The organism is Mesorhizobium sp. USDA 4132, from assembly GCF_056279545.1.
In genome coordinates this window covers 1,708,333-1,725,403 of record NZ_JBWCCP010000001.1, presented here as the reverse complement: position 1 = coordinate 1,725,403, position 17,071 = coordinate 1,708,333, and the positions used below count along the sequence as shown (strand labels likewise).

Below are 17,071 nucleotides of genomic sequence, written 5' to 3'. Positions count from 1 at the left end.
GAAGAGTTTCACTTCGGATTTCGTTCCTTGCGAAGCTTGGCCCACCAGTCGAGCCGTTTGCGGATGTCGCGCTCGAAGCCGCGTTCCGGCGGATCATAGAACGTCTGCCGGCCCATCTTTTCCGGAAAATAGTCCTGGCCTGAAAAGGCGTCCGGCTCGTCGTGATCGTAGCGGTAACCCTCGCCATATCCCTCGCCCTTCATCAGCTTGGTCGGGGCATTGAGGATGTGCTTGGGCGGCAGGAGCGAGCCGTTTTCCTTGGCGGCGCGTGTGGCCGCCTTGAAGGCGGTATAGACCGCATTGGATTTCGGCGCGGTCGCCAGATAGACGCAGGCCTGCGCAAATGCCAGCTCGCCTTCCGGCGAACCGAGATAGTCGTAGGCATCCTTGGCGGCGTTGCAGACGACCAATGCCTGCGGATCGGCAAGACCGATATCCTCGATGGCCATGCGAACAAGCCGGCGGCCGAGATAAAGCGGGTCCTCGCCGGCATCGAACATCCGCGCCAGATAATAAAGCGCCGCGTCCGGATCGGAGCCGCGCACCGACTTGTGGAGCGCGGAGATCAGATTGTAGTGGCCGTCCTGCGCCTTGTCGTAGACCGGCGCGCGGCGCTGGACGATCTGGGTGAGGCCCGTCGTATCGAAGACCTCCCCTTCCCGTGCGGCGCGCCAGACCTCTTCGGCAAGCGTCAGCACGGCGCGGCCGTCGCCATCCGCCATGCGGATCAGGCTGGCCCGGGCGTCGTCGTCGAGCGGCAGCGGCTTGCCTTCGGCCTGTTCGGCGCGGGTGAGAAGCTCGCTCAGGCTCTCTTCGTCATGGCTGCGGAAGGTCAGCACCCGGGCACGCGACAGAAGAGCGGCGTTGAGTTCGAAGCTCGGGTTTTCGGTGGTCGCACCGACCAGGATGACGGTGCCGTCCTCCATAACGGGTAGGAAACTGTCCTGCTGGGCACGATTGAAGCGATGGATCTCATCGACGAACAGCAGCGTCTGGCGACCGTCCATACGGCGCAGGCGGGCGGTCTCGAACACTTTCTTCAGATCCGCAACGCCGGAAAAGATCGCCGAGATCTGCTCGAAGGCGAGCCCCGCCTCGCCCGATAGCAGCCGTGCGACGGTGGTCTTGCCGGTACCGGGCGGACCCCAGAAAATCATCGAGCCGAGCGAACCCGAGTCGATCATTCGGCGCAGCGCGCCATCTTCGCCGGTCAGGTGCGGCTGGCCGGTGACTTCGGCAAGCGACTTCGGCCGCAGGCGGTCGGCAAGCGGCCGCCGGTTGGCGACCTCTTCCGGGACCTTCGGCGCGAAAAGATCACCGCTCATCGAAAGAACTGCCTGATACGCTGGCCGTCGCGCTCGATCTCGACCCGCCAGAAACCTGGATCATCGTTGAGCATGGCTTCCATGCCCTTCGTGCTGGTGACGGCAGTGCCGTTGAGCGAGATCAGGATGTCCTTCGGCTGGAAGCCCAGGCGCGCAGCGGGAGAGTTGCGCGTCACGTCGGTCACGATCACGCCGCTCTTTTCGGCCGGAATGTGCAGCTCGGTCGCGAGCTTCGGCGAGAGGTTGGCGATCCTCAGGCCGGCGAAGGGATTGCGGCCCTCGACAAGCCGCTCGTCGCGCGGCGTGGTTTCCGGCGCAGTGTTGAGTGCGAGGTTCACCTGCCGCTGGCCGTCCGCCGTCTGGACGGTGAGCGTCGCCTGCTTGCCGAGACCGGCGGTCGTCAGCCGGTAACCGAGCGCATCGGGATGCTCGACCGCAATGCCGTTGACGGCGATGACCACTTCGCCGGGCTTGAGGCCGGCCTTGTCCGCCGGTCCGCCCTCGACAACGCGGGTCACCAGAGCGCCGCGCGCGGTCTTGAGGCCGAGCGCTTCGGCAACATCCGAATTGACCGCATCGAAGCTCGCGCCGACGAAGGGGCGTTCGAAGCTCTTCTTGCCCTCGGAAGCCGCCGCCAGAAAGACTTTGACGAGATTGGCGGGGATCGCAAAACCGATGCCGTTCGAACCGCCGCCGCGCGAAAAGATCGCGGTGTTGATGCCGATCAGCTCGCCGTTCATGTTCATCAAGGCGCCGCCGGAATTGCCCGGATTGATCGAAGCGTCAGTCTGGATGAAGAAGCCGAAATCGCCCGTAGTGATCTGGTTGCGGGCAAGTGCGGAGACGATGCCGCTCGTCACAGTCTGGCCGACGCCGAACGGATTGCCGATCGCCAGCACGAGGTCGCCGACCTCGACGCGATCGGAATCGGCGACCGGCAGCACCGGGAAGTGCTCCTTCGACTTGATCCGAAGTACCGCAAGATCGACGCTCTCGTCCTTCAGCACGACATCGCAAGGGAACTCGCGGCCATCCGCAAGCGCGATCTTGATGTCGTCGGCACCTTCGATGACGTGGTTGTTGGTAACGACGAGGCCATCTGCCGCAAGGATCACGCCGGAGCCGAGCGAGGACTGCTTTTCCGAACGGTTCGGCATTCGCTGGCCGAAGAACTGCTCGAAGAAGGGGTCCCCCGCAAACGGATTGAGGCGCTGCACGACCCGTTCGGCATAGACGTTGACGACGGCGCCGGCGGTCTGCTTGACCAGCGGCGAGAAGGAGAGCTGCATTTCCTGGCGGCTCTGTGGCACCACCTTGTCCTGGGCGAGTGCCGCGACTGGCATCAGGAGAGCGAGAGCGAGAAGGCCGGTCGTCACGCATTTCGGCATGGTCAGCATGTAAGTCCTCATTTGAGAAAATCCGGATCGATTTGTAGCGTGGAAAACTAGAAAGGAAAGGTGGCGGAACAACGGAGATTGTGGCGAAAACCGTCAACCTTTTTCCCTATATAGGGTCAAAATCGGGAGAAAAACATGAGCTGGCTGACGGGTTTGAAAGGGTGGGCAAAACGGCTGAAACGCGACATTCTGGCGTTATGGCTCGCTTCGCGCGACCGCCGCGTGCCGTGGCACGCCAAGCTGGTGGCCGGCGCGGTCGCAGCCTACGCGCTGTCGCCGATCGACCTCATTCCCGACTTTATCCCCATTCTCGGTTATCTGGACGATCTGCTGATCGTGCCGCTCGGCATTCTCCTTGCGATCAAGCTAGTGCCCGCGCCGCTGATGAGCGAGTTCCGCAGCCAGGCCGAACGTTGGGCCGAAAGACCCACGAGCCGCACCGGCCTCGCCTTCATCCTTTCCATCTGGTTCTGCTGTCTCGTCTTCGCTCTCTGGAGCCTCTGGGAACTGAGCTGATCTCCAGGCGTTGCGCATCGAGATCAGGAGTGCAGCCATGAGACATTTGACCATCGCCATCGCCTCGATGGGCCTTCTTATCGGCCTGACGGTCGCAGCCAGTCCTCGGACCGCGTCGGCAGCGAGCTTCGACTGCGAGCGCGGCGATCTTGCCGCCGACGAGAAGGTGATCTGCGACACGCGCACGCTCAACGACGCCGACGTGAAGATGGTGACGAGTTTCGATATCCTCACCGGCCTGATGGCAATGGGAAACCGCGGCAAACTACAGGACGAACAGAGCGCCTGGCTGAAGAAACGCCAGGCCTGCGGCGAGGATGTCGAATGCATCCGGTCAGCTTATGCCGAGAGGCTGAAGCAGCTGGACGAGGCGTATAAGAATTTGAACCGGCCGCTTTGAACGGGTCTTACATCTCGGCGTTCAGCGCCGTGGATAGGATTCCCGCGATGCGGCGAATGACCGACCGGCTGATCTCATCGGGCAACTTGCCGATCGCCTCAACATGGCGGGCCTCAACGGTAGCTATTTTGACCGGACGAACAACCGATGGGGCGGGAAGCCCTGCGCTTGCATGATCCAGAATGGGAATGTCGTCAGCCCACCGGCGATTTTCGGCGGAGGTTATCATGACGACCCAAAGAAGTGCCGCCCCTTCGCCAATGGCGGACGATACAACGAGCGCCGGACGGCGCTGGCGCGTATCCCGATCCGTATATGGAAATGGAACGCGGACGATATCGCCCCGCTCAAAGATCGGCATAGGCCTTCCGATCGGCTTCGCTATCCCACTCATCGAACGTGGCAAACGGATCGTCGACCGGCTGGGACGCGCGAGCGATGAGCACACGGCCATCTGGTTCGAACGTGTAAACGAGCTCATCACCCTCCCTCAACTTGAGGGCAGTGCGAACGGGCTGCGGAATCGTGGTTTGCGATTTGCTGGTGAGGCGGCTGGTAATCATAGGCGCATCTCCTTCAGTCCCTATTGTAAGGAATTTCCTTACCAAAACAAGCTGGAGACCGAGGAGATCTGCCCGTCTTACTCCGGCAGAATCCGCACAGCGCCCTTGTCAGCACTCGCAGCAAACGCAGCGTAGGCCTTCAGCGCGGTGGTGACGTTGCGCTTGCGGGGCTGCGACGGCTTCCAGCCGAAGGCGTCCTGCTCTCTGCGGCGCTCGGCGAGTTCGGCGTCCGAAACAGCGAGGTTGATCGTGCGGTTCGGGATGTCGATCTCGATCTTGTCCCCTTCCCGCACCAGGCCGATCGTGCCGCCATTGGCCGCTTCCGGGGAAGCGTGGCCGATCGACAGGCCGGAGGTGCCGCCGGAGAAACGGCCGTCGGTGATGAGGGCGCAGGCCTTTCCAAGGCCCTTCGACTTCAGGTAGCTGGTCGGATAGAGCATTTCCTGCATGCCCGGACCGCCCTTCGGGCCTTCGTAGATGATGACCACGACGTCGCCCGCGACGATCTCGTTGGAGAGGATCGCCTTGACGGCGGCATCCTGGCTTTCAAAAACGCGGGCCGGACCGGTGAACTTCAGGATCGAGTCGTCGACGCCAGCCGTCTTCACGATGCAGCCATCGATGGCGATATTGCCCTTGAGAACCGCCAGCCCGCCGTCCTTTGAGAACGGGTGTTCGACGGAGCGGATGACGCCTGACTCGCGGTCGGTGTCGAGCTCGTCCCAGCGGGCGTCCTGGCTGAAAGCGACCTGGGTCGGGATGCCGCCAGGTGCTGCGCGGAAGAAGTTGCGGACCGTCTCGCTGCTGGTGCGGGTGATATCCCAGCGGTCGATCGCATCGCCGAGCGTTTCGGCATGCACCGTGTAGCACTCGCGGTTGAGCAGACCGCCCTTATCCAGTTCGCCGAGGATCGACATGATACCGCCGGCGCGGTGGACGTCTTCCATATGAACGTCGGCCTTGGCCGGCGCGACCTTGGAGAGGCACGGCACGCGGCGCGAGAGCTGGTCGATGTCGTCAAGGTTGAAATCGACCTCGCCTTCGTAAGCAGCGGCAAGGATGTGTAGGACGGTGTTGGTGGAGCCGCCCATGGCAATGTCGAGCGTCATGGCGTTCTCGAAAGCCTGTTTGGTGGCAATCGAGCGCGGCAGGACGGAGTAGTCGTCCTGCTCATAATGACGGCGGGCGATATCGACGATCAAATGACCGGCCTCGACGAACAGGCGCTTGCGGTCGGCATGGGTCGCGAGCACCGAGCCATTGCCGGGCAGCGACAGACCGAGCGCTTCGGTCAGGCAGTTCATCGAATTGGCGGTGAACATGCCCGAGCACGAGCCGCAGGTCGGACAGGCCGAACGTTCGATGACCTTGACGTCCTCGTCGCTCATCTTGTCGTCGGCGGCGGCAACCATGGCGTCGATCAGGTCGAGCGAATGGGTTTTGCCCTTCAGCACCACCTTGCCGGCTTCCATCGGGCCGCCGGAGACGAAGACGGCCGGGATGTTGAGGCGCATCGCTGCATTCAGCATGCCGGGGGTGATCTTGTCGCAGTTGGAGATGCAGACCATGGCGTCGGCGCAGTGGGCGTTGACCATGTATTCGACCGAGTCGGCGATGATTTCGCGCGACGGCAGCGAATAGAGCATGCCGTCATGGCCCATGGCGATGCCGTCGTCGACGGCGATCGTGTTGAATTCCTTGGCGACGCCACCGGCCGCTTCGATCTCGCGGGCGACGAGCTGGCCCAAATCCTTCAGGTGCACGTGACCGGGCACGAACTGGGTGAAGGAGTTGACCACCGCAATGATCGGCTTGCCGAAGTCCGAATCCTTCATGCCCGTCGCGCGCCAAAGCCCGCGCGCGCCTGCCATATTGCGGCCATGGGTCGTGGTTCTCGAGCGGTAAGCTGGCATGGTGTTGTCCTCGATCTCTTCTTGCGGGCCGGCACAGTCTACCGCTTTCGGGAGACGCGCGCAAAAACCCGTGGTTTTGCGGCTTTCCTAACGCAAAGCGCCCGGAGTGTCACTATCATGACAGGCCAAAGCGGTACGGTTGGAAGACCTGCAGAAACCGAAATTGTGTTCCCGACCTCGAACCTCTATATTGTTTTCAAAGCCGCCTGGAGAAAGCAATGACCTCCATCATGTCGATCATCGTTCACGCCACCTGGGACGAGGAAGCCTCCGTGTGGGTCGCGACGAGCAATGATATCGAGGGATTGGCCGTTGAAGCCGAAACCATGGAAGAGCTTGAACCAAAGGTGAAAGCCGCGCTCGCCGACTTGATTGAGCTCAACGGCACCTCATCTCCGCTTCATTAGTTCACTTCACCCGCAGTTCATCCGGATGGATATCGAAGTGGTCGAGGATCATCTTGACGTTGCGGCGGTGCGATTTGAAGAAAAGGTCGAAGACATCGCCCGCCAGCGGTACGCTGCCGAGCAAGGAGTCCGCGGCAATGTTGCCGAGCATCCGGGTAAGCTTTGCGGTCGGCAGGCCGAGCTTTCGGGCTTCGTTGACGATGTAAAGGCCGACCAGCGCGCCGCCCGCATCGCCGACGAGCGGGATGAGGCCGAAGACCGAATCGGCGCCGAAACGGATGCGGGTGCCGGGAATGCCGATTGCCGTATCCATCAGCCGCGCAATGCCCGAAAGGCGGCGCAGGCGCCGTAGTCTCTCAGTGCGGTCGGCGAAGGTCTCGTTGCTTCCGGCATCCCATGTGCGTGCCGTCATCTGCAATCTCCTCTTGTCGGGCGAACGGCCCTGCGATGAGAACTGAAGAACCCGAAATGGGGTTCCATCCATGGCATTTCCATCCGCAAACCTCCGGTTTTTCACGCAAACGTGGTTCGAACCAATCTTCCCGCCGCTGTGAAACCTTTCGGTTCCGCGTTACGTATAGGAGCAAGAAGGCACTCGTTGCCGTAGAGGAGATTTTCGACATGCCCGCCTATCGTCCGCCGCATATTCCGGCTTCCGAAATCACCCCCCGCGATATCTACATGTCGCGCCGGAATTTTATGGGCGCTGCGGCCGTCGCCGGGCTAACCTTTGCGGGTGCCGACAGCGCGTTTGCCGCGCCGCTGACGGCCAACCCCAGCGCCTACAAGGTGGACGAGACGCCGACGCCGAAGGAGGCGGTCACCACCTACAACAATTTCTATGAGTTCGGCGTCAACAAGGAAGATCCGGCCGCCAATTCCGGCGACTTCAAACCGACGCCCTGGTCGGTGAAGGTCGAGGGAATGGTCGGCAAGCCGAAGGAATTCGGGCTTGAGGAACTGATGAAGATGACCCTCGAGGACCGCACCTACCGGATGCGCTGCGTCGAGGGCTGGTCAATGGTGATCCCGTGGATCGGCTTCCCGCTATCTGCCCTTCTCGACCAGGTCGAACCACTCGGCAGCGCCAAATACGTCGCATTCGAAACCGTAGTGCGGCCGGAGCAAATGCCGGGCCAGAAGGGCTTTTTCCAGGCGCTGCCCTGGCCCTATGTCGAAGGCCTGCGGCTCGACGAGGCGCGCCACCCGCTGGCTATCCTCGCGGTCGGCCTTTACGGCGAGACGCTGCCGAACCCCAACGGGGCGCCGATCCGGCTCGTCGTGCCGTGGAAATACGGTTTCAAGAGCATCAAGTCGATCGTCAAGATTTCGCTGGTCGAGAAGCAGCCGCAAACCACCTGGAAGAATGCCAACGCCCGCGAATACGGCTTCTATTCCAACGTCAATCCGGCAGTCGACCACCCGCGCTGGAGCCAGGCGACGGAACAGCGGATCGGCGAAAGCGGCTTCTTCGGTGCCAACCGCCGCCCCACGCTGCCCTTCAACGGCTACGCTGATCAGGTGGCGAGCCTCTATGACGGTCTCGACCTGAAGGCGAATTATTGAGGATGGCGAGCTTTCCTACCCTGCCCCGCCGCTATCACAAGGCAAGCGTCTGGGCACTCTACGTCATCGGTCTCGTTCCGGCTGCCTGGTACTTTTACCTCGGGTTGACCGGTGGCCTCGGCTTCAATCCGACCAAGGAGTTCGAACATCAGCTCGGCATCTGGGCACTGCGGTTCATCATCGCGACGCTTGCGATCACGCCGCTGCGCGATCTCGCCGGCATCAACTGGATCCGTTATCGCCGAGCGCTCGGGCTGATCGCTTTCTATTACGTGCTCCTGCATTTTTCGGTCTACGTGTCGCTCGACCTGCGCTTCGATCTAGGCGCAGTCGGCGGCGATATCGCCAAACGGCCCTATATCACCATCGGCTTTGCCTGCCTGCTGATGCTGATCCCGCTCGCGGTCACCTCCAACAACTGGTCGATCCGCAAGCTCGCCCAGGGCTGGAACAAGCTGCACAAGCTGATCTACCTGATCGCCGCCGGCGGGGCGCTCCACTATGCGCTGGCGGTCAAATCCGTGACATTGGTGCCGTTCATCCATATCGGGTTGATTGCCCTGCTGCTGGCCTATCGATCCTTCAGACGGCCGGTCCTGAATTGGAAAAGGACCAATAACAAACCGGTAAAACCCGTGGCCTCGCAGAGGGCAAGGCAGAACAGCTGACGCGAAGGGCGGATCGAGCGCCTCGGCATTTTAACGGATGCCCCCTCAACGCTAGGAGCCGGATCCATCGATCCGGCTCCTGTCATGTTCAAGGTGTTTGAGGCCCGTTCAGAAATGCTTGCGGAACAGCAGCCTGTCGAGCGACAGGTATCCTCCTCCAAAGGCGGCGTAAAGGAAGGCGCCGCCTGTCCAGAACAGCGAAGCCAGTTCTGCCTTGCTCTGAACCTGTTCCAGGAAGATGTGACCGCCATCCTTCAGCCGCGCCAATGCCTGCGGCGTGAACAACAGCTGGCCGCCGGCCTTCAGCGCCTCAATGCCGGCCGGGGTCAGGAAAGCGTCGCCATAGGGATGGGTGACGTGGAACCAGAGGGTCATGGCCAGCATCACGCCGTTGGCGAGCGCAATGGGGCGGGTGAACAGGCCGGCTGCGATGAACATGCCGCCGAAGAATTGCAGGGCGGCCAGGAAGGGCGACCAGAACCAGCCCGGATACATGCCGATATTTTCGACGAAGCCTACCTGCGCCAGCGGCGCAATGATCTTCGGCCACCCCTCGATCACCAGCATACCGCCGACCGCCAGCCGGAATATGCTCCAGGCCATGGGCTGCGCCAGCTTCTCATAGACAGGGGCCAAAGCGGGAATGACGAGTTCGTCTTTCGCATTTTCAAAAACTACATGCTCAACCATTTTCGTACCTCACGATCTTGTCTCAATGCCGAGACCCTATCGCTTTGGCCGGGTAAGCTCTTGACGCAGGTCAAGCCGTTCGATCGATCGGCAAGGTCGCCACCATAGTTGGCCGGAAACGCGAAAAAGCCGGGCGTCTCCACCCGGCTTTTTCAATTCCGACGATGCGGAAAATTATGCGGCTTCGGCAGCGTCTGCTTCAGCAGCAACACGAGCCTTGTCGGCTGCGCCCTTGGCGTCGACATCGCGTTCAACGAACTCGATGACGGCCATGGCAGCGTTGTCGCCCTGGCGGAAGCCGGCCTTCATGATACGCAGGTAACCGCCGTTGCGGGTTGCGTAACGCGAAGCGATGGCGTCGAACAGCTTCTTGACGGCGTCCTGGTCCTGGATCTGCGAGATCGCCTGACGACGAGCGTGCAGGTCGCCGCGCTTGCCGAGGGTGACGAGCTTTTCGACGATCGGACGGATTTCCTTCGCCTTCGGAAGGGTCGTGACGATCTGCTCGTGAGTGATGAGCGAAGCCGCCATGTTGGCGAACATCGCCTTGCGGTGGCTGGCGGTACGGTTGAGCTTGCGGCCGGCTACTCCGTGGCGCATGGCTATTCTCCTTTAATGCAGGTACCCATCTATTTTCGGGCCTGCCGTTTCCTGGCACATACGGGCACTCATCTCTTTCGATCAGAGGCCCGCTGTTTGACGGGGAAAGGCAGTCAAAACCTGCCTTTGTTGATTTCAGTACTGGTCTTCGTAACGCTTGGCGAGATCTTCGATGTTTTCCGGCGGCCAGGCGGGAACTTCCATACCCAGATGGAGGCCCATGGATGCCAGAACTTCCTTGATCTCATTCAGCGACTTGCGACCAAAATTCGGAGTGCGCAGCATTTCCGCCTCGGTCTTCTGGATGAGGTCGCCGATATAAACGATGTTGTCGTTCTTCAGGCAGTTGGCCGAACGGACCGAAAGTTCCAGTTCGTCCACCTTCTTGAGAAGCGCCGGGTTGAACGCGAGTTCGGTAACCGATTCTTCTTCGACGTCCTTCTGCGGTTCGTCGAAGTTGACGAAGACCGAGAGCTGGTCCTGAAGGATGCGAGCAGCGAAGGCAACGGCGTCTTCACCCGTGACCGAGCCATCGGTGTCGATGGTCATGGTCAGCTTGTCGTAGTCGAGAACCTGACCTTCGCGGGTGTTTTCCACCTTGTAGGACACTTTCTTGACCGGCGAATAGAGGCTGTCGACCGGGATCAAGCCGATCGGAGCATCTTCGGCACGGTTGCGATCGGCAGGAACGTAGCCCTTGCCGTTGTTGACCGTGAATTCCATGCGGATCTCGGCGCCCTCGTCGAGGGTGCAGATGACATGGTGCGGGTTGAGGATCTCGATATCGCCAACCGTCTGGATGTCGCCGGCGGTTACCGAGCCCGGGCCCTGCTTGCGCACGACCATGCGCTTTGCGTCGTCGCCATCCATCTTGATGGCGATTTCCTTGATGTTGAGCACGATGTCCGTCACATCTTCCCGGACGCCCGGGATGGAGGAGAACTCATGCAATACGCCGTCGATCTGCACGGCGGTTACAGCCGCACCGCGCAGAGACGACAGAAGCACGCGACGAAGCGCGTTGCCGAGCGTCAGACCGAAGCCGCGCTCGAGAGGTTCGGCAACCAGGGTTACCTTGGTACGGCCGGAGGAGGAGAATTCCACCTTGTTCGGCTTGATCAGTTCCTGCCAGTTCTTCTGGATCATCACTAAATACCTTCCGTTCGTTGCCACCATCCAATCGTGGCAACCGAGCATGAGGAGCACCGATCGAAACGATGTCCATCGGCGATATGGGTAAAGCCGCCGAACCTCCAGGGAGGGTCAGGCGGCTATTCCCGAGTTCAGACAGAGGCCACCCGCCGGTAGCCCCTTCGCTTTCCGACGATCAGACGCGGCGCTTCTTGCGCGGGCGGCAGCCGTTGTGCGGGATCGGGGTCACGTCGCGGATCGAGGTGATCATGAAGCCGGCAGCCTGCAGAGCGCGTAGAGCCGATTCACGGCCGGAACCCGGACCGCAGACTTCGACTTCCAGCGACTTCATGCCATGTTCCTGAGCCTTCTTGGCGCAGTCTTCGGCAGCGATCTGAGCTGCGAACGGGGTCGACTTGCGCGAACCCTTGAAGCCCTTCGCACCAGCAGACGACCAGGCAATTGCATTGCCCTGCGCGTCGGTGATGGTGATCATCGTGTTGTTGAAGGTAGAATTGACGTGGGCAACGCCCGACGTGATATTTTTACGCTCGCGTCTACGGACGCGGGTGGCTTCCTTGGCCATTTTATCCCTTTCGTTGATCTCTGCACCGCCGTAATTCCAGCGGCTCCACCCCAGGTGAGCAATCGTTAGTGGCTAGTGAGCAGGACTAATCACCGCTCACTAATCACTGCTCACTTGAAAATTACTTCTTCTTACCAGCGATCGCCTTTGCCGGACCCTTGCGGGTGCGGGCATTGGTGTGCGTGCGCTGACCGCGGACCGGAAGGCCACGGCGATGACGCAGGCCGCGATAGCAGCCGAGGTCCATCAGACGCTTGATGTTCATCGCGGTTTCGCGACGAAGGTCACCCTCGACCTGATAGTCGCGGTCGATGGTTTCGCGGATCTGAAGGATTTCCGAGTCCGTCAACTGATGGACGCGCTTTTCAGCCGGAAGACCGACCTTCTCCATGATTTCCGATGCGAATTTCGGGCCGATCCCGTGAATGTAGGTCAGCGCGATGACAACGCGCTTCGCAGTCGGGATGTTGACGCCAGCGATACGTGCCACGCCTATTCTCCTTGTTCCAGTTGCCATCCGGCAAGTGGTACTTCTTCCATGAAAGCAGCCAGATCTATGGCCGCCAGTTCAAACACCATACGGAACAGGTCAAAACGACCGGTCTCGGATGTCCTTGCGGGAAATCCGCGCCGATCGCTAAAGCTGTCGCGAGTTGGCGCGGTGTTTAACGGAATCAGTGCTGAAATGCAACCGCTCCGCCCAAGATTCTTTAACAGATCGATGACGGCTCAAAGAGCCGCCAGGATATTTTCGATATCGGACGTGACTTTGTCCATGTCCGCCATGCCGTCGACAGCCTTGAGCTTGCCCTTGGCATGGTAATAACCGATCAGCGGCGAGGTTTCCTTGTAGTAGACCTCGAGGCGCTTGGTCATGGTCTCGGCATTGTCGTCCGGACGGCGCTTGAAATGCGTCGAACCGCATTTGTCGCAGACGCCTTCCTGGGACGGCTTCTTGTCCGTATCGTGGTAGACCGTGCCACACTGGGCGCAGGAATAACGACCGGAAACACGACGCACGAGTTCCTTGTCGTCGACACGCAGTTCGATGACGACCGAAAGATCGAGACCCTTGGCCTTCAGCATCGCCTCGGTCGCATCCGCCTGCACAAGCGTGCGCGGGAAGCCATCCAGGATGAAGCCATTGGCGCAGTCGGGCTGGTCTATACGCTCGGAGACGATCGCATTGACGATTTCGTCGGAGACAAGGTTGCCGGCGTCCATGACGGCCTTGGCGCGCTTGCCGACTTCCGTCTCGGCGGCCACCGCCGCACGCAGCATATCGCCCGTGGAGAGCTGCGGGATACCGTGCTTCTCCACGATCCGCTGGGCCTGGGTCCCCTTCCCCGCACCCGGCGGCCCTAAAAGAATCAATCTCATCGTCCCCTCTTTCCTCCGCGCAGTTTCGACTTCTTGATCAGACCCTCATACTGCTGCGCAATGAGGTGCCCCTGAATCTGTGCTACCGTATCGAGGGTTACACTGACAACAATCAAAAGCGAAGTCCCACCAAGGGCTAATGGCACGCCGGTGCGGGCCACCAGGAATTCAGGCAGGATGCAGACGAAGACAAGGTAGACCGCGCCGATGACCGTGATTCGGGTCAGCACGTAATCGATGTATTCGGCGGTGCGCTCGCCAGGACGGATGCCCGGAATGAAGCCGCCATGCTTTTTCAGATTATCGGCGGTGTCCTTCGGATTGAAGACGATCGCCGTGTAGAAGAAGGCAAAGAAGGCGATCAGCAGGCCGTAGAACAGCATGAACAGCGGCTGGCCGTGGCCGAGCGCCGAGATGATCATCGTCGCCCAGCCCGGCAGGCCGGAATTGCCGGCAAAGCCGGCGGCAGTCGCCGGCAGAAGCAGCAGCGACGAGGCGAAGATCGCCGGGATGACGCCCGAAGTGTTGAGCTTCAGCGGCAGGTGCGACGTATCGCCCTGGAACATGCGGTTGCCGACCTGGCGCTTCGGATACTGGATCAAAAGGCGGCGCTGGGCGCGTTCGACGAAGACGATCAGCGCGATAACGCCGATGGCGACGACCAGCACGGTGAGAATCAGTGCGGTCGGCAGAGCGCCGGTGCGACCGAGTTCCAGCGTGCCGGCAAGCGCCGTCGGCAGGCCGGCGGCAATGCCGGAGAAAATGATCAGCGAAATGCCGTTGCCGATGCCGCGCGACGTAATCTGCTCACCGAGCCACATCAGGAACATGGTGCCGCCGAGCAGCGTGACGACCGTCGAAAGCTTGAAGAACCAGCCCGGATCGACCACCAGGCCCTGGCCACTTTCGAGGCCGGCTGCGATGCCATAGGCCTGCAGCGTGCCGAGCAGCACCGTTCCGTAGCGTGTATACTGGTTGATGATCTTGCGGCCGGCTTCGCCTTCCTTCTTGAGGTTTTCAAGCGAAGGGACGACCGAAGTCATCAGCTGCACGATGATCGATGCGGAAATATAGGGCATAATGCCGAGCGCGAAGATCGCCATGCGCTCCACTGCACCGCCCGAAAACATGTTGAAAAGTCCGAGGATGCCACCGGCCTGACCGCGGAAGGCCTGCGCATAGGCTTCGGGGTTCAAGCCCGGAAGCGGGATGTGGGTGCCGAGGCGATACACGAGAAGTGCCGCAAGGGTGAACCAAAGCCGCTTCTTGAGATCCTCCGCCTTGGCGAAGGTCGCAAAATTCAGATTGGAGGCAAGTTGTTCCGCTGCAGAAGCCATGCAATTCTCCGCCCGACCAATTCTCCGGCGGCGGGGGAAATGCCAGGTCCGGAAAGCAGTCTAAAAATTCAGGTTCACAAAAACCGGGCGCGCGAGATTGCCAATGCAATCGGATGCCTCACCCTGTTTTCCGTATGATCCCGGTCAGGCGACCAACAGGATCGCTTCGGGATCGTGAGGCTCACATATGGAGATAAAATCGCCCGGTGTGAAGCACAAACCGGGCGATTTCTAAACGATTTATTCGGCTGCTGCTTCGGCTACGACGAGCAGCTTGATCGAAGCGCCGGCCTTCTCGATCTTTTCGACGGCAGCCTTGGAGGCGCCGGCGACTTCGATCGAAACCTTGGTCGTCAGCTCGCCGTCGGCGAGGAGGCGAACGCCGTCCTTGGGGCGACGGATGACGCCGGCGGCCTTGAGGGCAGCCGCATCGATCGTTGCCTTCGGGTCGAGCTTCTTGGCATCAATCGCGGTCTGGATACGGCCGAGCGAAACGACGGCGTAGTCAGTCTTGAAGATGTTGGTGAAGCCGCGCTTCGGCAGGCGACGATAGATCGGCATCTGGCCGCCTTCGAAGCCCTTGATCGCCACGCCAGAACGGGCCTTCTGACCCTTCACGCCGCGACCGCCGGTCTTGCCCTTGCCCGAACCGATACCGCGACCTACGCGGATACGGTCCTTGGAAGAGCCTTCGTTGTCCTTGATCTCATTCAGTTTCATGGTCAATTCCTCCGTCTCACTTCTCGTCGACGACGCGAACGAGATGCTGGACAGCCCGGATCATGCCACGAACGGAAGGAGTATCTTCCAGCGTACGGGTCCGGTGCATCTTGTTGAGGCCGAGACCGATCAGCGTCTGACGCTGGACGGCCGGGCGGCGGATGGGGCTACCGGTCTGCTCGACCGTAACCGTCTTCTTGGCTTCTGCCTGAGTGGCTTTCTTGGCCATTATCGCTCTCCTTATTCTTCCTGCGCATTGCCGGAAGCGGCGCGGCGAGTCTGCAGCGTTGCATACTTGATGCCGCGCTGAGCTGCTACGTCCTTCGGATGCACCTGATGCTTCAAGGCGTCGAACGTTGCGCGAACCATGTTGTACGGGTTCGACGAACCGGTCGACTTGGCGACGACGTCATGGACGCCGAGCGTTTCGAATACGGCGCGCATCGGGCCGCCGGCGATGATGCCGGTACCAGCCTTGGCCGAGCGCAGCAGAACCTTGCCGGCGCCGTGGCGGCCGTTGACATCGTGATGCAGCGTACGGCCATCACGCAGGGGAACGAAGATCAGATCGCGCTTTGCGCTTTCGGTCGCCTTGCGGATGGCTTCCGGCACTTCGCGTGCCTTGCCATGGCCGAAGCCGACGCGGCCCTTCTGGTCGCCGACGACGACGAGGGCTGCAAAACCAAAACGACGGCCGCCCTTGACGACCTTGGCGACGCGGTTGATCGCGACCAGCTTGTCGACGAACTCGCTATCGCGCTCTTCGCGGCTCTGGCGATCTTCGCGCTGGCCTCTTCTTTCTTGTGCCATTGTTCTTTTCCTTTTTCTTTTCCGGGTGCAATGGGCAATTTCCGGGAGCCAACCATCCCCTGCCCACGAAGGACTAGGATGGAACGACTTATGAGTGCGGCGAACCGCATTTCGCCCGCCTCCCCTATTTCAGGGATGCGGGCGAAAATTCTTAGAAGCTCAGGCCGCCTTCGCGGGCAGCTTCGGCCAGGGCCTTGATACGGCCGTGATAGATGAAGGCGCCGCGATCGAACACGACTTCCGTCACGCCGGCCTTGGTGGCCCGTTCTGCAACCAGCTTGCCGACAGCTGCAGCAGCCGCAACGTCAGCACCGGTCTTCAGCGACGTGCGCAGACCGGCATCGAGGGTGGAGGCGGCAGCAAGCGTGCGGCCGGCCACGTCATCGATGACCTGGACATAGATGTTCTTGGACGAACGGTGAACCGACAGACGCGGACGGCCATTTGCGACCTTCTTGATCTGGCGGCGAACACGGCTCGCACGCTTGGTGAGTGCTTCTTTTCTGGTAGCCATGATCCGTCGTCCTTACTTCTTCTTGCCTTCCTTGCGGACGATCCGTTCCTCAGCGTACTTGACGCCTTTGCCCTTGTAAGGCTCTGGACCGCGGTATTCGCGGATTTCCGCGGCAACCTGACCGACCTGCTGTTTATTGATGCCGGTGACGACGATTTCCGTCGGCTTCGGCACGGCAATGGTGATGCCTTCCGGGGTCTGGTAGACCACGTCGTGGGAAAAACCGAGTGCCAGCTGCAGGTTCTTGCCCTGCAGCGATGCGCGGTAACCGACGCCGTTGATTTCAAGCTTGCGCTCGAAACCGTCCTTCACACCCTTGAAGATGTTTTCGATCATCGTGCGGGACATGCCCCACTTCGAACGAGCATCCTTGCTGTCGTTGACCGGGGTCACCGAGACAGCATTGTTTTCGAGTTCCAGCTTGATTTCGTCGTTTGCGACGAAGAAAAGCTCACCCTTCGGGCCCTTGGCAGTCACTTTCTGGCCATCAACAATGGCCGTGATCCCTGCAGGAACCTGAACGGGCTTTTTACCGATACGAGACATGT

General features: G+C 60.8%; 23 protein-coding genes. 5 read left to right on the top strand and 18 right to left on the bottom strand.

Annotated elements, in window-relative coordinates; genetic code table 11:
* Positions 1 to 8: 8 nt before the first annotated feature.
* Positions 9 to 1,325 (bottom strand): replication-associated recombination protein A, encoded by a 1,317-nt coding sequence (locus tag ACZ9IU_RS09025; protein WP_038542214.1) that lies wholly within the window; start codon positions 1,323 to 1,325, stop codon positions 9 to 11.
* Complete coding sequence (locus ACZ9IU_RS09020) at positions 1,322 to 2,722, bottom strand: DegQ family serine endoprotease (protein WP_038542211.1); 1,401 nt, start codon at positions 2,720 to 2,722, stop codon at positions 1,322 to 1,324. Before ACZ9IU_RS09020 ends, ACZ9IU_RS09025 begins: the two co-directional genes overlap by 4 nt.
* 135 nt (positions 2,723 to 2,857) lie before the next feature.
* On the opposite strand from ACZ9IU_RS09020, the gene ACZ9IU_RS09015 reads away from it, so the two are divergent.
* Positions 2,858 to 3,238, top strand: coding sequence for a YkvA family protein (locus tag ACZ9IU_RS09015; RefSeq protein ID WP_038542208.1), 381 nt, complete (start codon positions 2,858 to 2,860; stop codon positions 3,236 to 3,238).
* Between the two features lie 37 nt (positions 3,239 to 3,275).
* On the top strand, positions 3,276 to 3,638 hold the full coding sequence (locus tag ACZ9IU_RS09010; RefSeq protein ID WP_038542205.1) for a lysozyme inhibitor LprI family protein: 363 nt from the start codon (positions 3,276 to 3,278) through the stop codon (positions 3,636 to 3,638).
* Positions 3,639 to 3,645: 7 nt separating this feature from the next.
* Here the strand turns inward: ACZ9IU_RS09010 and ACZ9IU_RS09005 are convergent, their stop codons facing one another.
* From ACZ9IU_RS09005 to ilvD, 3 genes are all read right to left on the bottom strand, one after another.
* Positions 3,646 to 3,999 (bottom strand): type II toxin-antitoxin system PemK/MazF family toxin, encoded by a 354-nt coding sequence (locus ACZ9IU_RS09005; RefSeq protein ID WP_038542202.1) that lies wholly within the window; start codon positions 3,997 to 3,999, stop codon positions 3,646 to 3,648.
* Positions 3,986 to 4,201, bottom strand: a complete 216-nt coding sequence (locus ACZ9IU_RS09000) for a type II toxin-antitoxin system PrlF family antitoxin (protein ID WP_038542199.1) — start codon at positions 4,199 to 4,201, stop codon at positions 3,986 to 3,988. The genes ACZ9IU_RS09005 and ACZ9IU_RS09000 overlap by 14 nt, the downstream gene beginning before the upstream one ends.
* Positions 4,202 to 4,278: 77 nt before the next feature.
* Entirely contained in the window at positions 4,279 to 6,114 is a 1,836-nt protein-coding gene (gene ilvD / locus ACZ9IU_RS08995) for a dihydroxy-acid dehydratase (RefSeq protein WP_038542196.1), read from the bottom strand.
* A 218-nt stretch (positions 6,115 to 6,332) separates the two neighbouring features.
* Between ilvD and ACZ9IU_RS08990 the strand changes: the two genes are divergently transcribed.
* A complete protein-coding gene (locus tag ACZ9IU_RS08990; RefSeq protein WP_038542193.1) occupies positions 6,333 to 6,521 on the top strand; it encodes a DUF1902 domain-containing protein in 189 nt (62 codons plus the stop codon).
* Between the two features lies 1 nt (position 6,522).
* Here ACZ9IU_RS08990 and ACZ9IU_RS08985 read toward each other — a convergent pair whose 3' ends face one another.
* Complete coding sequence (locus ACZ9IU_RS08985; RefSeq protein WP_038542190.1) at positions 6,523 to 6,933, bottom strand: DUF4112 domain-containing protein; 411 nt, start codon at positions 6,931 to 6,933, stop codon at positions 6,523 to 6,525.
* A gap of 209 nt (positions 6,934 to 7,142) precedes the next feature.
* Between ACZ9IU_RS08985 and msrP the strand changes: the two genes are divergently transcribed.
* Both msrP and msrQ read left to right on the top strand, forming a co-directional pair.
* A complete protein-coding gene (msrP, locus tag ACZ9IU_RS08980; protein WP_038549051.1) occupies positions 7,143 to 8,087 on the top strand; it encodes a protein-methionine-sulfoxide reductase catalytic subunit MsrP in 945 nt (314 codons plus the stop codon).
* Between the two features lie 2 nt (positions 8,088 to 8,089).
* Positions 8,090 to 8,755 carry a protein-methionine-sulfoxide reductase heme-binding subunit MsrQ gene (gene msrQ, locus ACZ9IU_RS08975; RefSeq protein WP_038542187.1) on the top strand — a complete coding sequence of 222 codons (666 nt, stop codon included), beginning with the start codon at positions 8,090 to 8,092 and terminating at the stop codon, positions 8,753 to 8,755.
* Positions 8,756 to 8,863: 108 nt separating this feature from the next.
* Here the strand turns inward: msrQ and ACZ9IU_RS08970 are convergent, their stop codons facing one another.
* The 12 genes from ACZ9IU_RS08970 to rplF all read right to left on the bottom strand — a co-directional run bounded on the left by ACZ9IU_RS08970 (position 8,864) and on the right by rplF (position 17,069).
* A complete protein-coding gene (locus ACZ9IU_RS08970) occupies positions 8,864 to 9,445 on the bottom strand; it encodes a DoxX family protein (RefSeq protein ID WP_038542183.1) in 582 nt (193 codons plus the stop codon).
* A gap of 174 nt (positions 9,446 to 9,619) precedes the next feature.
* A complete protein-coding gene (gene rplQ, locus ACZ9IU_RS08965; protein WP_007766870.1) occupies positions 9,620 to 10,045 on the bottom strand; it encodes a 50S ribosomal protein L17 in 426 nt (141 codons plus the stop codon).
* A gap of 135 nt (positions 10,046 to 10,180) precedes the next feature.
* Positions 10,181 to 11,191 carry a DNA-directed RNA polymerase subunit alpha gene (locus ACZ9IU_RS08960; protein ID WP_038542179.1) on the bottom strand — a complete coding sequence of 337 codons (1,011 nt, stop codon included), beginning with the start codon at positions 11,189 to 11,191 and terminating at the stop codon, positions 10,181 to 10,183.
* 181 nt (positions 11,192 to 11,372) lie between these two features.
* Positions 11,373 to 11,762, bottom strand: coding sequence for a 30S ribosomal protein S11 (gene rpsK / locus ACZ9IU_RS08955; protein WP_007766864.1), 390 nt, complete (start codon positions 11,760 to 11,762; stop codon positions 11,373 to 11,375).
* 121 nt (positions 11,763 to 11,883) lie between these two features.
* Positions 11,884 to 12,252: a 30S ribosomal protein S13 gene (gene rpsM / locus ACZ9IU_RS08950; protein WP_037084707.1), complete on the bottom strand. Its 369-nt coding sequence runs from the start codon at positions 12,250 to 12,252 to the stop codon at positions 11,884 to 11,886.
* A gap of 239 nt (positions 12,253 to 12,491) precedes the next feature.
* Positions 12,492 to 13,142, bottom strand: a complete 651-nt coding sequence (locus tag ACZ9IU_RS08945) for an adenylate kinase (protein ID WP_038542174.1) — start codon at positions 13,140 to 13,142, stop codon at positions 12,492 to 12,494.
* On the bottom strand, positions 13,139 to 14,479 hold the full coding sequence (gene secY, locus ACZ9IU_RS08940) for a preprotein translocase subunit SecY (RefSeq protein WP_038542171.1): 1,341 nt from the start codon (positions 14,477 to 14,479) through the stop codon (positions 13,139 to 13,141). Before secY ends, ACZ9IU_RS08945 begins: the two co-directional genes overlap by 4 nt.
* A gap of 240 nt (positions 14,480 to 14,719) precedes the next feature.
* The gene (rplO, locus tag ACZ9IU_RS08935) at positions 14,720 to 15,199 is read right to left on the bottom strand and encodes a 50S ribosomal protein L15 (protein WP_038542167.1); all 480 of its coding nucleotides are present in this window, start codon (positions 15,197 to 15,199) and stop codon (positions 14,720 to 14,722) included.
* A 16-nt stretch (positions 15,200 to 15,215) separates the two neighbouring features.
* Positions 15,216 to 15,428: a 50S ribosomal protein L30 gene (rpmD, locus tag ACZ9IU_RS08930; protein ID WP_037084714.1), complete on the bottom strand. Its 213-nt coding sequence runs from the start codon at positions 15,426 to 15,428 to the stop codon at positions 15,216 to 15,218.
* A gap of 11 nt (positions 15,429 to 15,439) precedes the next feature.
* Positions 15,440 to 16,009 carry a 30S ribosomal protein S5 gene (rpsE, locus tag ACZ9IU_RS08925; RefSeq protein ID WP_038542164.1) on the bottom strand — a complete coding sequence of 190 codons (570 nt, stop codon included), beginning with the start codon at positions 16,007 to 16,009 and terminating at the stop codon, positions 15,440 to 15,442.
* Positions 16,010 to 16,160: 151 nt separating this feature from the next.
* Positions 16,161 to 16,523 (bottom strand): 50S ribosomal protein L18, encoded by a 363-nt coding sequence (gene rplR, locus ACZ9IU_RS08920; RefSeq protein WP_024164298.1) that lies wholly within the window; start codon positions 16,521 to 16,523, stop codon positions 16,161 to 16,163.
* A 12-nt stretch (positions 16,524 to 16,535) separates the two neighbouring features.
* Entirely contained in the window at positions 16,536 to 17,069 is a 534-nt protein-coding gene (gene rplF, locus ACZ9IU_RS08915) for a 50S ribosomal protein L6 (protein ID WP_038542161.1), read from the bottom strand.
* Between the last annotated feature and the right edge of the window lie 2 nt (positions 17,070 to 17,071).

Bases quoted from the DNA above. Each gene is read 5' to 3' on its own strand.
- rplO (WP_038542167.1), bottom strand. From the start codon at position 15,199: ATGAAACTGAATGAGATCAAGGACAACGAAGGCTCTTCCAAGGACCGT.
- secY (WP_038542171.1), bottom strand. From the start codon at position 14,479: ATGGCTTCTGCAGCGGAACAACTTGCCTCCAATCTGAATTTTGCGACC.
- ACZ9IU_RS09015 (WP_038542208.1), top strand. From the start codon at position 2,858: ATGAGCTGGCTGACGGGTTTGAAAGGGTGGGCAAAACGGCTGAAACGC.
- rpsK (WP_007766864.1), bottom strand. From the start codon at position 11,762: ATGGCCAAGGAAGCCACCCGCGTCCGTAGACGCGAGCGTAAAAATATC.
- ACZ9IU_RS08990 (WP_038542193.1), top strand. From the start codon at position 6,333: ATGACCTCCATCATGTCGATCATCGTTCACGCCACCTGGGACGAGGAA.
- msrP (WP_038549051.1), top strand. From the start codon at position 7,143: ATGCCCGCCTATCGTCCGCCGCATATTCCGGCTTCCGAAATCACCCCC.
- rpmD (WP_037084714.1), bottom strand. From the start codon at position 15,428: ATGGCCAAGAAAGCCACTCAGGCAGAAGCCAAGAAGACGGTTACGGTC.
- ACZ9IU_RS09025 (WP_038542214.1), bottom strand. From the start codon at position 1,325: ATGAGCGGTGATCTTTTCGCGCCGAAGGTCCCGGAAGAGGTCGCCAAC.
- ACZ9IU_RS09000 (WP_038542199.1), bottom strand. From the start codon at position 4,201: ATGATTACCAGCCGCCTCACCAGCAAATCGCAAACCACGATTCCGCAG.
- ACZ9IU_RS09005 (WP_038542202.1), bottom strand. From the start codon at position 3,999: ATGCCGATCTTTGAGCGGGGCGATATCGTCCGCGTTCCATTTCCATAT.
- ilvD (WP_038542196.1), bottom strand. From the start codon at position 6,114: ATGCCAGCTTACCGCTCGAGAACCACGACCCATGGCCGCAATATGGCA.
- ACZ9IU_RS08985 (WP_038542190.1), bottom strand. From the start codon at position 6,933: ATGACGGCACGCACATGGGATGCCGGAAGCAACGAGACCTTCGCCGAC.
- ACZ9IU_RS09010 (WP_038542205.1), top strand. From the start codon at position 3,276: ATGAGACATTTGACCATCGCCATCGCCTCGATGGGCCTTCTTATCGGC.
- rplR (WP_024164298.1), bottom strand. From the start codon at position 16,523: ATGGCTACCAGAAAAGAAGCACTCACCAAGCGTGCGAGCCGTGTTCGC.
- ACZ9IU_RS09020 (WP_038542211.1), bottom strand. From the start codon at position 2,722: ATGCTGACCATGCCGAAATGCGTGACGACCGGCCTTCTCGCTCTCGCT.
- ACZ9IU_RS08970 (WP_038542183.1), bottom strand. From the start codon at position 9,445: ATGGTTGAGCATGTAGTTTTTGAAAATGCGAAAGACGAACTCGTCATT.
- msrQ (WP_038542187.1), top strand. From the start codon at position 8,090: ATGGCGAGCTTTCCTACCCTGCCCCGCCGCTATCACAAGGCAAGCGTC.
- rpsE (WP_038542164.1), bottom strand. From the start codon at position 16,009: ATGGCACAAGAAAGAAGAGGCCAGCGCGAAGATCGCCAGAGCCGCGAA.
- ACZ9IU_RS08960 (WP_038542179.1), bottom strand. From the start codon at position 11,191: ATGATCCAGAAGAACTGGCAGGAACTGATCAAGCCGAACAAGGTGGAA.
- rplQ (WP_007766870.1), bottom strand. From the start codon at position 10,045: ATGCGCCACGGAGTAGCCGGCCGCAAGCTCAACCGTACCGCCAGCCAC.
- rplF (WP_038542161.1), bottom strand. From the start codon at position 17,069: ATGTCTCGTATCGGTAAAAAGCCCGTTCAGGTTCCTGCAGGGATCACG.
- ACZ9IU_RS08945 (WP_038542174.1), bottom strand. From the start codon at position 13,142: ATGAGATTGATTCTTTTAGGGCCGCCGGGTGCGGGGAAGGGGACCCAG.